At 63.6% G+C, this 13,763-nt stretch carries 14 protein-coding genes; 9 read left to right on the forward strand and 5 right to left on the reverse strand.

Annotated features, from left to right (window positions below; all coding sequences use genetic code 11):
• The first annotated feature begins 130 nt into the window (after nucleotides 1-130).
• Nucleotides 131-685: a PAN domain-containing protein gene (locus RX331_RS03575; protein WP_317255283.1), complete on the forward strand. Its 555-nt coding sequence runs from the start codon at nucleotides 131-133 to the stop codon at nucleotides 683-685.
• 21 nt (nucleotides 686-706) lie between these two features.
• Here RX331_RS03575 and RX331_RS03580 read toward each other — a convergent pair whose 3' ends face one another.
• The 4 genes from RX331_RS03580 to RX331_RS03595 all read right to left on the reverse strand — a co-directional run bounded on the left by RX331_RS03580 (nucleotide 707) and on the right by RX331_RS03595 (nucleotide 4,300).
• Nucleotides 707-1,273 carry a nucleotidyltransferase family protein gene (locus tag RX331_RS03580; protein WP_317255284.1) on the reverse strand — a complete coding sequence of 189 codons (567 nt, stop codon included), beginning with the start codon at nucleotides 1,271-1,273 and terminating at the stop codon, nucleotides 707-709.
• Nucleotides 1,274-1,456: 183 nt separating this feature from the next.
• Nucleotides 1,457-2,191, reverse strand: coding sequence for a signal peptidase I (gene lepB / locus RX331_RS03585; RefSeq protein ID WP_317257995.1), 735 nt, complete (start codon nucleotides 2,189-2,191; stop codon nucleotides 1,457-1,459).
• 50 nt (nucleotides 2,192-2,241) lie between these two features.
• On the reverse strand, nucleotides 2,242-3,666 hold the full coding sequence (tldD, locus tag RX331_RS03590) for a metalloprotease TldD (RefSeq protein WP_317255285.1): 1,425 nt from the start codon (nucleotides 3,664-3,666) through the stop codon (nucleotides 2,242-2,244).
• A gap of 97 nt (nucleotides 3,667-3,763) precedes the next feature.
• Nucleotides 3,764-4,300 carry an invasion associated locus B family protein gene (locus RX331_RS03595; protein WP_317257996.1) on the reverse strand — a complete coding sequence of 179 codons (537 nt, stop codon included), beginning with the start codon at nucleotides 4,298-4,300 and terminating at the stop codon, nucleotides 3,764-3,766.
• Nucleotides 4,301-4,838: 538 nt separating this feature from the next.
• Between RX331_RS03595 and coxB the strand changes: the two genes are divergently transcribed.
• From coxB to RX331_RS03625, 6 genes are all read left to right on the forward strand, one after another.
• Entirely contained in the window at nucleotides 4,839-5,675 is an 837-nt protein-coding gene (coxB, locus tag RX331_RS03600; protein ID WP_317255286.1) for a cytochrome c oxidase subunit II, read from the forward strand.
• 72 nt (nucleotides 5,676-5,747) lie between these two features.
• Nucleotides 5,748-7,367, forward strand: coding sequence for a cytochrome c oxidase subunit I (gene ctaD / locus RX331_RS03605; protein ID WP_317255287.1), 1,620 nt, complete (start codon nucleotides 5,748-5,750; stop codon nucleotides 7,365-7,367).
• Nucleotides 7,368-7,426: 59 nt separating this feature from the next.
• Nucleotides 7,427-8,365, forward strand: a complete 939-nt coding sequence (locus RX331_RS03610) for a heme o synthase (RefSeq protein WP_317255288.1) — start codon at nucleotides 7,427-7,429, stop codon at nucleotides 8,363-8,365.
• 18 nt (nucleotides 8,366-8,383) lie between these two features.
• Nucleotides 8,384-8,548 (forward strand): CoxF protein, encoded by a 165-nt coding sequence (locus RX331_RS03615; RefSeq protein WP_283031857.1) that lies wholly within the window; start codon nucleotides 8,384-8,386, stop codon nucleotides 8,546-8,548.
• A 5-nt stretch (nucleotides 8,549-8,553) separates the two neighbouring features.
• Nucleotides 8,554-9,198, forward strand: a complete 645-nt coding sequence (locus RX331_RS03620) for a cytochrome c oxidase assembly protein (RefSeq protein ID WP_317255289.1) — start codon at nucleotides 8,554-8,556, stop codon at nucleotides 9,196-9,198.
• Between the two features lie 105 nt (nucleotides 9,199-9,303).
• Entirely contained in the window at nucleotides 9,304-10,197 is an 894-nt protein-coding gene (locus RX331_RS03625) for a cytochrome c oxidase subunit 3 (RefSeq protein ID WP_317255290.1), read from the forward strand.
• A 128-nt stretch (nucleotides 10,198-10,325) separates the two neighbouring features.
• Here the strand turns inward: RX331_RS03625 and RX331_RS03630 are convergent, their stop codons facing one another.
• Entirely contained in the window at nucleotides 10,326-11,903 is a 1,578-nt protein-coding gene (locus RX331_RS03630; protein WP_317255291.1) for a hypothetical protein, read from the reverse strand.
• 641 nt (nucleotides 11,904-12,544) lie between these two features.
• On the opposite strand from RX331_RS03630, the gene RX331_RS03635 reads away from it, so the two are divergent.
• Together RX331_RS03635 and RX331_RS03640 are read left to right on the forward strand one after the other, a co-directional pair.
• Nucleotides 12,545-12,931 (forward strand): DUF983 domain-containing protein, encoded by a 387-nt coding sequence (locus tag RX331_RS03635; protein WP_317255292.1) that lies wholly within the window; start codon nucleotides 12,545-12,547, stop codon nucleotides 12,929-12,931.
• Nucleotides 12,928-13,692 (forward strand): SURF1 family protein, encoded by a 765-nt coding sequence (locus RX331_RS03640; RefSeq protein ID WP_317255293.1) that lies wholly within the window; start codon nucleotides 12,928-12,930, stop codon nucleotides 13,690-13,692. Before RX331_RS03635 ends, RX331_RS03640 begins: the two co-directional genes overlap by 4 nt.
• The last annotated feature ends 71 nt before the right edge of the window (nucleotides 13,693-13,763 follow it).

Consider the following 13,763-nt stretch of genomic DNA (forward strand, 5'->3'; position numbering starts at 1 on the left):
GGATCATGACCCGGAAGGCCGGACGCCGGTTTTTCGGAAAATCATGTTCAAATCAATGAACTGGGGCGGGACGGCGCTTCCGAGGAAGGTCGTCCCGCGCTTGCAAACGCGTACTCGAAAGCACCCGCGAATGGGGACTATTCGCCTGCTCAGGGCGTGTGTGGTGGCGGTTGCCTTCCTGGCGGCGGCCATCGGCGCGCAGCCGGCGCTGGCCCAGGCCAATTTCGACCGTCCCGGCGGCGACTACCTCAGTGCGCCCGTGATTTCGGGCGATCCGGCGGAATGCGCCCTGGTGTGCGAGCGCGACCGGCGCTGCCGGGCCTGGAGCTTCAACTATCCGACCGACCTCGTCAATCGCGCGGTGTGCTGGCTCAAGAGCAACGTACCGCCCCGGATCGAGAGCGATTGCTGCGTCTCCGGCATCCGCGGCGCCGGCGTCGTCGAACGGCGCAACGAGGCAGTCGAGACCTCGATCGATCGCTTCGGCGGCGACTACAAGAGTTTTGATCTCAAGCGCAGCGACGGCGAGGAAGCCTGCAAGGCCGCCTGCGCCGCCGACAACAAATGCCGCGCCTGGACCTACGCCCGGCCGGGTTATGCCGGCAAGGAAGCGCACTGCTTCCTGAAGAAGGAGATCAAGCCACCGCGAAGGAAGGCGGGATTCACCTCGGGCGTGGTAAGGTAGGGACGACGATGATTGTTGCTATTATGCGGCCGGCAGCACCGTGATCTCCGGCCACAGCGCCTTCCACCGTCGTGCCTTGACCTCATATTTCGCCGCCGAAAAATTCGGTCCCGGGTTCGGCCGCACGATCAGCGCAGCGACGTCGTCATGGCCGTTCGGCGCATACACTTCGTAGCCCTCTCCGGCGCGGCGGATTCCGATTTGCGTGTTCTTCGTCAGGAAGCGGTCGATGCCCTGCGTCGAACAGCGCAGCTCCGGATAGGGCAGGCCATGTTTCTCTGGATACCAGAGATGAACCCGCGCCTGGTTGCGTGCCTCGACCGCAATGCCGCGCGGCGCAAGGCGGTCGTTCAATTGGCGGATGACCTTGTCTTCCGCTTCCCACGACGTATCGGGGTCGAAATAGAATACGTCGTAGTCGTTGATGCCGTAATCGACCGCGCGCGTCGTCAGCACGTTCCACACCGTCTGCACCAGGCAGCCCGAGACCAGCCATGCGTCCGGCAGCGCGAGCCGATAGAGCTCCTCGGCAACGATTTCGTTGAAGGGATTGCGCAGGGCGGCACTGAGGAATTGGTGTTTGTCCATGCAAGCGCCGCTGTGACTGTTGAACTCTTGTGGTGAGGAGGCGCAAAGCGCGTCTCGAACCACGTAGCTCCGCCGGTGCCATTCATCCTTCGAGACGCACGCTGACGTGTGCTCCTCAGGATGAGTCTGACAGGTTGTTGGGCGGCACGGCGCTTACGTGCCTTTGCCCCGGTCCATGTGCGCTCAATGCACGGAGGTGAAAAACCGCGCTAGTCTAAAACCCGACAGCCACGTCCACATCGGCTGGCTGCGCATGCCGAGATCCCAGGAGCCGACCACGGCGTCGGCGCGGCCGATCAGATTGTCGATCGGCAGCAGGCCCACGCCGCCCTCGCGCACCGGAACGCGGCTGTCGGCGGAATTGTCCCTGTTGTCGCCGAGCACGAACAACTGGCCCGGCGGCACCGTCACCTCGGGCGTGTTGTCGAGCCGGCCATTGTCGCGCATCTTGAAGATGGCGTGGCTGACGCCGTTGGGCAGCGTCTCGATGAAGCGGTAGGCCCGTTCGGAATTGCCGCGGTCGTCCTCGGCCTGCCCGACGCCGTCAGGCTTCAACGTTGCCGCATGATCGTTGATGAAGAGCTGGCCTTCCCGCAACTGGATGCGGTCGCCCGGCAATCCCACCACGCGCTTGACCCAGGCCTGCGAGCGGTCGCCGGGCCAGCGGAAGACGACGACATCGCCGCGCTTGGGCGTCTCGCCGAACAGGCGGCCGGTCTCCGGCAGCGTGATCTGGATCGGCAGCGACGCCGCGCCATAGCCATAGGGGAATTTCGACGCGACCAGAGCGTCGCCGATCAGAAGCGTCGGCTCCATCGAGCCGGATGGTACATAGAACGGCTCGGCGATCGCGCCCTTGGCGATGAACACCACGGCCACGATCGCGGCGAGCTGCACGGCCTGGCCGCGCCAGCTCATCGGCTTGCCGGGAGAGACTTCCTTGTCGGTTGCTGCCTTCTCGTCGCTCACTAGCCCGTTCCTCCGACTGTGATCCGTTCCATCCGCAGCGTCGGCTGGCCGACGCCGACCGGCACGCCCTGGCCGTTCTTGCCGCAGGTGCCGATGCCGGTATCGAGCGCCAGATCGTTGCCGACCATGGTGATCCGATGCAGGTCCGTCGGCCCGTTGCCGATCAGCATGGCGCCCTTCAAGGGCGCGCCGAGTTTGCCGTTCTCGATTTTGTAGGCCTCGGTGCACTGGAACACGTATTTACCCGAGGTGATGTCGACCTGGCCGCCGCCGAAATTGGCGGCATAGACGCCGTTCTTCACCGACGCGATGATCTCCGCCGGCTCGCGGTCGCCCGCCAGCATGTAGGTGTTGGTCATGCGCGGCATCGGCACATGGGCATAGCTCTGGCGGCGGCCATTGCCGGTCGGCTTCATGTTCATCAGCCGCGCGTTCTGGCGGTCCTGCATGTAGCCGACCAGAATGCCGTCCTCGATCAGCACGGTGCGGTTGGTCGGCGTGCCCTCGTCGTCGATGGACAGCGAGCCGCGCCGCGAGGCCATGGTGCCGTCGTCGACCACGGTGACGCCCTTGGCGGCGACCTGCTTGCCCATCAATCCCGCGAAGGCCGAAGTCTGTTTGCGGTTGAAGTCGCCTTCGAGCCCGTGGCCGACCGCTTCATGCAGCATCACACCGGGCCAGCCGGCGCCCAGCACCACGTCCATCTCGCCGGCGGGGGCGGGCACCGATTCCAGATTGACCAGCGCCTCGCGGATCGCGCCGTCGGCGGCCTCGCGCCACGCCTTGGTCTCGATGAATCGGGCATAGCCTTCGCGGCCGCCATAGCCCTTGCTGCCGCTTTCCTGCCGGTCGCCCTGGCCGGCGACCACGGAAATATTGACCCGCACCAAGGGGCGGATGTCGCGATAGCTCTCGCCGTCGGGGCGGAGGATTTCAACCACCTGCCAGGTGGCGCCCAGGCTGATTGAGGCTTGCCGCACCCGCGGGTCCTTGTCGCGCACGTACGCGTCGATCTCGGCCAGCAGTTTTACCTTGGCCTCGAAGCCCGGCGCATCCAGCGGGTTCTCATCGCCATAGAGCCGCACATTGGTATGCGCCGGTGCGGCGGCAAAATTGCCGCTGTAGCCGCCGCGCACGGCCGCCACGGCGTCCGCCGCACGGATCAGCGCCGGCAGCGAGACGTCGGAGGAATGCGCATAGCCGACCGCGTCATCCTTCACCGCGCGCAGACCAAACCCCTGGCTGGTGTCGTAGGTCGCCTGCTTCAGCCGGCCATTGTCGAAGCCCAGCGCTTCGGTCTGGCCGTATTCCAGAAACAGCTCGCCATCGTCGGACCCCAAAAGTCCCCGCGCGATCTCGCGTTTGACGGCATCGCGGTCGAGATTGGCGCGGTCCAGGAGGGAGGTCGTGGCGGGATTGGTCATGCAGACTCCGATTCAGCGCAAAAATCGTCCCCGCCTTGGCAAGGGACGGCGATGGTTTGAAAGATAGTCATGACCGCAACGAAAGGGGAGGCCCCCCTCACGGCAGCTTGTCATACCCCTCGCCGAGCCCGTTCAGGCTGAGCGGAAAGCCGATGCCCTCTTCGGGCGTCTCAAAGATGATAAAAGTTGCGGTTTTGGCACTGCGGAGCTGGCCGAGCAGTTTTTCTTCCAGCACCACCTCGGCGACGCAGCCATTGGGCAGGCAGCGGACAAAACCGGCGCGGCCGACATCCTGGTTGTCGAGCTTCAGGCCGAGCCCGGAGGGCAAGAGGACGCCGAGCGGGGCGACCACCCGCATCAGCCTGCTCTTCTGGTCGGCGGTTTTCAGCACGATCACGGTGAGCCCGGCGTTGGAACGGTCCTCGGCCACCACGCTCTGAATCAGGGCGCATTGCTCGCCCTGGGCGCCGGGCGGGGTGTCGCAGCGGATCTGCCAGTCGCCATGGACCGACCGCACGGCCCCTTGCGCATTTGCCGCCTGGTTCAGGCCGAGCAGGAAGGCCACAGCAAAGAGGCCGCCAAGCCAGCGGGCCGGTTCCAGGCCATATCCCGCCTGATGTTTCGAACGCCCCATCCGGGTCGATCCTCTCACGATATCCGGCAGCGCCGGTGACATTTCCGGCCCAAGGCCGGCAGCACACATTGTAACTGAGCTTCATCCGGACTGAAACGCAATGACGGCGCCTTGAAGGCGGCCCGAGCGCCAATCCACGCCCTCAGCGACGGGTCCGGCCAGGCGCGAATCAGCCCGCCCGGGAACGCTGCAACTGTGCCTACATCCGGCAATCGGGCTGTCAAGCGGCGTAGCCGCGCAAATCGGCGGGTTTTTGCGAAATTGCCGGGAAAATCTGGCCCCTGGCGAATAGCAGGTGACGCATGGCTTTGCCGCCTACTACTGCATTGCGAGACCCCAAGAATTATGGTTTGAGAGGCTGGATTTCGACGCGTTCTAACGATCGGGCCCAAGGTACTGCACCAATATCGTTGCAGGTACTTTCGAAGGTGGACTTCCAAGTACCTCCGGTAGGCCGTTTGTAAGGGCGATCGTGGCGGCATCCCCGGCCATCCGGCGGGAATGCGTAGGGGACTATTCTTTAAGGAGCGCGAGCGGCATGAAGATGTCGAATGGCCAGATGGGCCGGCGATTGCTGGGGTTGACGGTGGCGGGCATGGCGCTCGCGGCCGGCGGGACGGTTTTTGGGGCACAGCCCAAGCCGTGGGAAATGACGCTGCAGGAAGCGGCCACCCCGGTGATGGAAAGCATCATCAGCTTTCATAATTTGCTGCTGGTGATCATCACGCTGATCACCCTGTTCGTGCTGGCGCTGCTGGTCATCGTGGTGCTGAAGTTCAACGCCAAGGCTAATCCGGTCCCCTCGCGGACCACCCACAACACCCTGATCGAGGTGGCCTGGACGCTGATTCCGGTGCTGATTTTGGTCGGCATCGCGGTGCCATCGTTCCGCCTGCTGTTCCAGCAGCTCGATATTCCCAAGGCGGATCTCACGGTGAAGGTCACCGGCAAGCAGTGGTACTGGAGCTACGCCTATCCGGATAACGGCAAGTTCGAATTCGATTCGCTGATGGCGCAGGACAAGCAGCCGCGCCTGCTCGGCGTCGACAATGAGATGGTGGTGCCGGTCAACAAGGTGATCCGCGTCCAGACCACCGGCGCCGACGTCATCCACGCTTTCGCCGTGCCCTCGTTCGGCATCAAGATCGACTCGATCCCCGGCCGCCTCAACGAGACCTGGTTCAAGGCGACCAAGGTCGGCATGTATTACGGCCAATGCTCCGAACTGTGCGGCAAGGACCACGCCTTCATGCCCATCGCGGTCAAGGTGGTGACCGATCAGGAATTCGCGGCCTGGACCGAGGCGGCGAAGAAGAAATATGCGACCAACCCGGCGAACACGTTCGCCTCAGTTGGTGGGCAGGCCGCGCAGTAAGGCGCGGGCTTTAGGGACAAGGGCGACGGGACCTGAAAGGTCCGCAAAGGGACTGCAAGGCAGGATTTCAAAATGGCAACGACGTCAGCGACACACCACGATCACGCCCATGATGACCATGCTCATGCCAATCCGACCGGATGGAAGCGCTGGGTCTATTCGACGAACCATAAGGACATCGGCACGATGTACCTTATCTTCGCGATCTTTGCGGGCATCATCGGCGCGGGGATGTCGATCGCGATCCGCGCAGAGCTGATGTTTCCGGGGGTCCAGATCTTCCACGAATCCCACACTTACAATGTGTTCGTGACCTCGCACGGCCTGATCATGATCTTCTTCATGGTGATGCCGGCGATGATCGGCGGCTTCGGCAACTGGTTCGTGCCGCTGATGATCGGCGCCCCCGACATGGCGTTCCCGCGCATGAACAACATCTCGTTCTGGCTGTTGCCGGCATCGTTCGGGCTGCTGTTGATGTCGACCTTCGTGGAGGGTGAGCCGGGCGCCAACGGTGTCGGTGCGGGCTGGACCATGTACGCGCCGCTGTCGACCTCGGGCCATCCGGGACCAGGGGTGGACTTCGCGATCCTGTCGCTGCATCTGGCCGGCGCCTCGTCGATTCTCGGCGCCATCAACTTCATCACCACGATCTTCAACATGCGCGCGCCGGGCATGACGCTGCACAAGATGCCGCTGTTCGTCTGGTCGATCCTGGTGACGGTGTTCCTGCTCCTGCTGTCGCTGCCGGTGCTCGCGGGCGCCATCACCATGCTGCTCACCGACCGTAACTTCGGCACCACCTTCTTCTCCGCCGACGGCGGCGGCGACCCGGTGCTGTTCCAGCATCTGTTCTGGTTCTTCGGTCACCCCGAAGTGTACATCCTGATCCTGCCCGGCTTCGGCATGATCAGCCAGATCGTCTCGACCTTCTCGCGCAAGCCCGTGTTCGGCTATCTCGGCATGGCCTACGCCATGGTCGCGATCGGCGGCATCGGCTTCGTGGTGTGGGCGCACCACATGTACACGGTCGGCATGTCCAGCGCGACGCAGGCCTATTTCGTCGCCGCCACCATGGTGATCGCGGTGCCGACCGGCGTTAAGATCTTCTCCTGGATCGCCACGATGTGGGGCGGCTCGATCGAATTCCGCACCCCGATGCTGTGGGCGATCGGCTTCATCTTCCTGTTCACGGTCGGCGGCGTCACCGGCGTCGTGCTGGCGAATGCCGGCGTCGACCGCGTGCTGCAGGATACCTACTACGTGGTCGCGCACTTCCATTACGTGCTGTCGCTCGGCGCCGTGTTCGCGATCTTCGCCGGCTGGTACTACTGGTTCCCGAAAATGTCGGGCTACATGTACAACGAGACCATCGGCAAGCTGCACTTCTGGGTCACCTTCATCGGCGTCAATCTGGTGTTCTTCCCGCAGCACTTCCTTGGTCTCTCCGGCATGCCGCGCCGCTATGTCGACTATCCGGATGCGTTCGCGGGCTGGAACGAGGTGTCCTCGTGGGGCTCTTACATTTCCGGCTTCGGCGTGCTGATCTTCATCTACGGCGTGGTCGACGCCTTCATGAAGAAGCGTGCGGCCGAGGCCAATCCGTGGGGCGCCGGCGCCACCACGCTGGAATGGACGCTGCCGTCGCCGCCGCCCTTCCACCAGTTCGAAGTGCTGCCGCGCGTGCAGTAAGCAACTTTTCGCGGCGCGCGCCTGTTGCGCGCCGCGGTTTTGGTAAAGCGAGAAAGATCTTGTCGGTAGTCGACCACAACGCCATCGATGCTCGGCCTCGGATTTCCGAGGCGGAAGTCGGTGACTACATCGCGCTGTTGAAGCCGCGGGTGATGTCGCTCGTGATCTTCACTGCGCTGGTCGGCTTCTTCATTGCGCCTGGCCATATCCATCCGATCATCGCCTTCACCTCGATCCTCTGCATCGCGGTCGGGGCCGGCGCCTCAGGTGCGATGAACATGGCCCTGGAAGGCGATATCGACGCGCTGATGACGCGCACCGCCAACCGGCCGATCCCGCGCGGACGCATCACGCAGGGCGAGGCGATGGCATTCGGCCTGACGCTGGCCTTCTTCTCGGTGCTGACGCTCGGCATCCTCGTCAACTTGCTGGCCGGTGCGCTGCTGGCGTTCACGATCTTCTTCTATGTGGTGATCTACACCATGTGGCTGAAGCGCTGGACCGCCCAGAACATCGTGATCGGTGGCGCTGCTGGAGCGCTGCCGCCGGTCGTGGCCTGGGCCGCGGCCACCGGCTCGCTGTCGATCGAGCCCGTGCTCCTGTTCCTCATCATCTTCTTCTGGACCCCGCCGCATTTCTGGGCGCTGGCGCTGTTCCGCAGCGACGACTATGCGCGCGCCGGCATTCCGATGCTGCCGGTCGTCGCCGGCCCCGACGCAACGCGGCTGCAGATCCTGCTCTACACGGTCGTGCTGGTCGCGATCGCGGCGGCACCCTGGCCACTCGGCTATTTCGATGCTGTCTATGGTGTTACCTCGCTGGCGCTCGGCGCCGGCATGATGTGGCTCGCCATCGAGGTCTATCGCCACCGCGAGGGCAAGCAGGCGGGCCGCGCGACGCGCCGGCTGTTCGCTTTCTCGATCCTTTATCTGTTTGCGCTGTTTGCGACGCTCCTGCTCGAGGTCGTGGTCCGCGCGGTCGTGCCCCTGATCGGGTAGGGGGCGCATGGAACGCGAATGGACGACAAGCAGCAGCCAGATGGAATCGTCCTCACTGAGGCGCAGAAGCGAAGCCGCCGTCATCGCTCGATCGCCATTGCGCTCGCGCTCGGCGTTCTTGTCGTGCTGTTCTTTGCCGTCACCTTGGTCAAGGGGCCGGCCGTTCTCGTCCGGCCGATGTGATTGAGATGGAAAACGGGCCGCACATCAGCGAGGGCGTAACGGAGGGCGACAAGGTCGCGCCGCGCCGCACCCTATCGCGCGATGCGGTCGTCGCCTCGATCTGCGGCTTCGTCGTCGTGTTCATGGTCGGCGCGTCCTATGCGGCGGTGCCGTTCTACGACTGGTTCTGCCGCGCCACCGGCTTCAACGGCACCACGCAGGTCGCAACCTCGGCGCCGGCGGAAGGACCGCTTGCCCGCAAGATTTCCGTGCGGTTCGACGCCAATGTCGGCCCCGGCCTGCCCTGGAAGTTCGAACCCGAGCAGAACGAGATCGAGGTGCGGATCGGCGAAGTCGTCACCGTCTTCTATACCGTGACCAACCAGGCCGCGCGCACGACTACCGGCGTTGCCGCCTACAACGTCGCGCCGCTCACCGTCGGCGCCTATTTCCAGAAGATCAACTGCTTCTGCTTCTCTGAACAGACCATGGGGCCGGGCGAGAAGCGCGAGATGCCCGTGGTGTTCTATGTCGATCCGGCGCTGGCCAAGGACAGCGAGAACGACGGCCTGAACACCATCACGCTATCCTACACCTTCTATCCCGTGCGCGACGTGGCGCCGAAGCCGGTCGCGGCCGGCGAAAGCGACAAGCGCAAGGGGAACCTGTGACGAGAAACCAGTGACCGCCGGCTTCCGTATCTGACGGGATTTCGGCTTCCAAATTTGAGACGAATATGCGCCGAAGGGAACGGCGCATGCAACGGAGAGACCGCAATGGCTACGGCGCACGCGAAGCACCACGACTACCACCTCGTCGATCCGAGCCCGTGGCCGGTCGTCGGCTCGATCTCGGCCTTCATCATGGCGGTAGGTGCGATCACCTGGATGCATCACATGTTCGCCGCGGCCCCGTTCATCTTCGGCGCCGGCACCATCGGCGTGCTCTATACCATGGCAAGCTGGTGGGGCGACGTGATCCGTGAAGCCCAATACAAGGGTGACCACACCCGCGTGGTGCAGATCAGCCACCGCTACGGCATGATCCTGTTCATCGCCTCGGAGGTGATGTTCTTCGTCGCCTGGTTCTGGGCTTTTTTCAATTCCGCCCTGTTCCCGGCAGACGCGGTCCACGCCACCCGCGACGCGGTGTTCGGTTGCGGTCCGGGCACGGCGATGGGCGCCTGCAACGTGCCGGGCACCTGGCCGCCGAAGGGCATCGAGACCTTCGATCCCTGGCACCTGCCGCTGCTCAACACGCTGCTGCTGCTGACCTCGGGCACCACGGTGACCTGGGCGCACCACGCGCTGCTCGAGAACGACCGTCAGGGCCTGAAATACGGCCTGATCCTCACCGTGCTCTTGGGCGCCGCCTTCACCTGCGTGCAGGCCTACGAATACGCCCACGCCACCTTCCACTTCTCGGGCAACGTCTACGGCGCGACCTTCTTCATGGCGACCGGCTTCCACGGCTTCCACGTGCTGGTTGGCACCGTGTTCCTGCTGGTCTGCTTGTTCCGCGCCTATGCCGGCCATTTCACCCCGAAGCAGCATCTCGGCTTCGAGTTCGCCGCTTGGTACTGGCACTTCGTCGACGTAGTGTGGCTGTTCCTGTTCATCTGCATCTACGTCTGGTTCCGTGGCGCGGGGCCGGCGGCCGGCGGCCACTGATCTACGCTTCCACGCGAAGCGGTTCGCGTGAGCGAAGCAAGGAGCCTGTCAGATAAAGAAGGGCGGCCAAAGGCCGCCTTTTTCATTCCTATGCGTGCGGCCATCATGCCCTGGATGGCCGGGTGCGCCTATCCAAGCCTGGCAAACTGGAAGTGCATCCAGTCGAAGTTTCTTTCCCTGCCGAGACCAATCGCGCCCTCGTCGTAAACGATATTCCAGAAGTCATTGTATTCGGCGCCGTCGAGCGTTGCCTCGTCCCGGCCCATCTTCAGCTGGTTGTGGTCCGGGTCGACGTCCCAAGCGATGCCGAAGGCATGCATTGACCAGCCCGATCCGCCGCGCTTGCGCCGTACATTCAGGCAGCCGCCGAATAGATCGAGGCGAAGGCGACGAATTTCGTCCAGACCATAGGTCTGGAGAACACGCGTCCAGATGCGATCGAGACTGTCTCTGACTTTGGCGTTGCACGATGCTCGGCGGATGACCGTATCGAGATCCCATGCAAGCCGCATGGGGAATGGCAACTGCAAGAGCACTTGATTGCTGCCCGGCGGGCCAAAGAACTGCTCGACGTCGCTCTCGGTTGGCCAACGGAGCGATGGTCCGCCGGCGGGCGGCGCTGCGGCGGCAGCAGCGGGAACGGCGGCAGCGGCGGCGGGAACTGCGGCGGCATCGGTTTCGTCGCGGAAGAGCGCAACCGCCTCCAGGGCAGCGCCGCCGTTCGCGCGCCGGGCGGCGTAGATTTCAAACGCGGAGCGGGTTTGCGGGCCGAGGCGGCCGTCGATCGCGCCCGTGTCGATCCCCTCGGCACGGCAAAGGGCCTGTGCCGCGGCAATGATCAACCTCAGCTCCGGCCATTCCTCGAAATTTCTTACACCCTGGTTGAGGAGCCACGCCTTCACGGCTTCGTCTGTTGCGCGATCGTAATCGCGGTTGATTTCGCCGCGGTACAGTTCCTTCTCACGAAGCCGACGCTTGATCTCCAGCAGGTCCATGGCGCTCTCGAGGTCCGGTGTGTCGGCCGGCGCGTCGGTCAAGGTCACCACGTCTCCAATCACGGATTTTACCTTGGCGAGCAGGCGCCGCCGCTCCGCGAGGCCGATCGGGGTACGAGGAGAGCGCGGATTGCCCAGGTTGATCGCCTTGGATATCGAGAGCACGTCGTCCTGGTCGGCAAACTGATTGAGTTTTCCCTGGGACCATTCCCCCAAGGCAGGCTTCAAGGCGTGCTCCGCAGACACGACCAGCTCGGGGTGGCTCTCGAAGTCGACACCGCACAACTGCCCCATTCGCTTGTAGTTGGCCCGGCCGGTCGTCTGCATCAGTCCGCCGCCGCGGTAGAGAAAGCCGTCTCCACGATGTGTGTTGCCTAGTTCCGCGGCCTTGCTCGGGTTGCCAAGGCCGTAAACGCGCTCGGCGATCAATTCCGGCTTGTGCGCAAGCATTGCCGCCTCGGCGGGCTTGACCTTCGCTGAATGACTGGCTCCAAAGATTTCGAGCATCCGTTCAGCGCTGTAGTTCATGTTTTCCCATTCAATGCGCAGTTCGCCGGATTCGTGCAATATCTGCGCGAGAAAGTGCGCCAGCCTGAGCGGAGTAATGATCTCATGCTGAACCAGAAGTGCACTGCAATTTTGAAATGCGGCGATATAGTTGGGTTTCGCCAAAGGTGCGACAGCGCGAACCACGTCAATTGGTCGTGTCATGGAAGCCCCCACTGCATTTGCGGACGCCTGAAAGGCGGCGGCGTCCTCTCTCTCTGCCGATTCAGCGCGATCACCTCGCGTTGCGCGCGCTGCCTTGTTTGCTCTGGCCGCTTTGTCGACACGATCGGATCGGCCGCCCCTGCCGGAGCTTTTCGTTCTGTCAGGCCCTGCCATTGCGATGGTGCTGCCCCCGCTGACCCCCGGAATATTAAGCGACTTGGAAAGTTGAGTGACCTGGAATGTTCATCCGTGTCTCAGCGTAACTTCGTCTGAGCGTAACTTACGCATCGGGCTATTCGGCCGCGACCGAATGGACCTGCTTTGACAAGCGTGGCAGCCAACGGCACAGACCACACCTAAAGCTTGCAATTATAGTGACGGCATCCGCTCGTTTAGGGAAGTGAATGACTTCACATTTGACACTTTTTCGGTGCCGCACGGCAGGCGCAGAGTGCCTTGCGCGGCTTGGAGAAAAAGCTTCCCTGCAATGGCTTACGCGGCTTTTGGCGGGCGATGGACACAATGCTAAAGTCTCGTATGGTTCTTCCGCCAAGCCCATCGAAGGGGAACGGCCGGTCTCCGCAGATCGAGACTATGTCCGCGCACCACTTCTCCCGCAGTGGAGAGGGGAGAGGAGTTGAATGAACGACACGCTTCCCACCGTCACCCAGAGCGCTCTTCGCGGTCTCGCCTGCCGCTGCCCCCGTTGCGGCAAGGGCAAGCTCTACGCCGGCTTCCTCAACCTGCGCCCGAATTGCGAGGTCTGCGGGCTCGACTACGCCTTCATCGACTCTGGCGACGGGCCGGCGATCTTCATCATCATGCTGGCGGGCGCCATCGTCGTCACCGCGGCGCTGATCGTCGAAGTCAAATATCAGCCGCCGTTCTGGCTGCATGCGGCGCTGTGGCTGCCGCTGATCTTGGCGACCACGCTGTTGCCGCTGCGCTCGATGAAGTCGCTTTTGATCGCGCTGCAGTTTCACCACAAGGCGGCGCCCGGCCGGCTGATGGACCGCGAGCCGAAATGACCAGCGCTTCGTCACGGCCGCCGACGGTCGCCGGGTTTGCGATCTTCACGCTGTTGATGGTCGCGGTCTTCGCCGGCCTCGGCGTCTGGCAATTGCAGCGCCGGGTCGAAAAGCACGCGCTGATCGCGCGGCTGAACGAGCGGCTCGCTGCCGCGCCCGAAACATTGCCGGCGGCAGCGCAATGGCCGTCGCTGACGCCGGCCAGGGACGAATTCCGCCGCGTGAGTTTTACCGCGACCTACGCGCCATTGCCGGACGCGATGGTCTACAGCTCCGGCTCTGCGGTTCGCGACGATATTTCCGGGCCCGGAACCTGGGCTTTCCTGCCGGTGCAGCTGGCTGGCGGCAAGATCGTCGTGGTCAACGCCGGCTTTGTGCAGAACACGATGCAGGATCGTCAGCAGCAGGACCGCGCCGTGCGCCCGCTGATCACCGGCGATCCCACTGAGCTCACCGGTTACATTCGCTTTCCCGAAAGCGCCGGCGCCCTGACGCCGCCCGAGAGCCTGGCCAAACGGCTCTGGTTCACCCGCGATCATCTGGCGATGGCGCGCGCGCTGGGCTGGGGCGAGGGCGCGAGGGCAGTCGCGCCGTTCTACATCGATCTCGAATCCCCCATGCCGGAAAGCGGCATCCCGAAGCCCGGCGCGCTCTCGGTGCGACTCAAGGACGATCACCTGCAATACGCCATCACCTGGTTCACGCTGGCGGTAGCGGTGATCATCACCTTCGGCGTCTGGTGGCGCGGCAGGCGCCGTTAACCGTTCTGCCCCGTATTCGTCCGGGCTAGTGGCTGGAACGATTGTTCCGCAGAATTGTTCTAAAGTTCCAA

It is taken from the genome of Bradyrhizobium sp. BWA-3-5 (assembly GCF_032917985.1).
Taxonomy (GTDB): domain Bacteria; phylum Pseudomonadota; class Alphaproteobacteria; order Rhizobiales; family Xanthobacteraceae; genus Bradyrhizobium.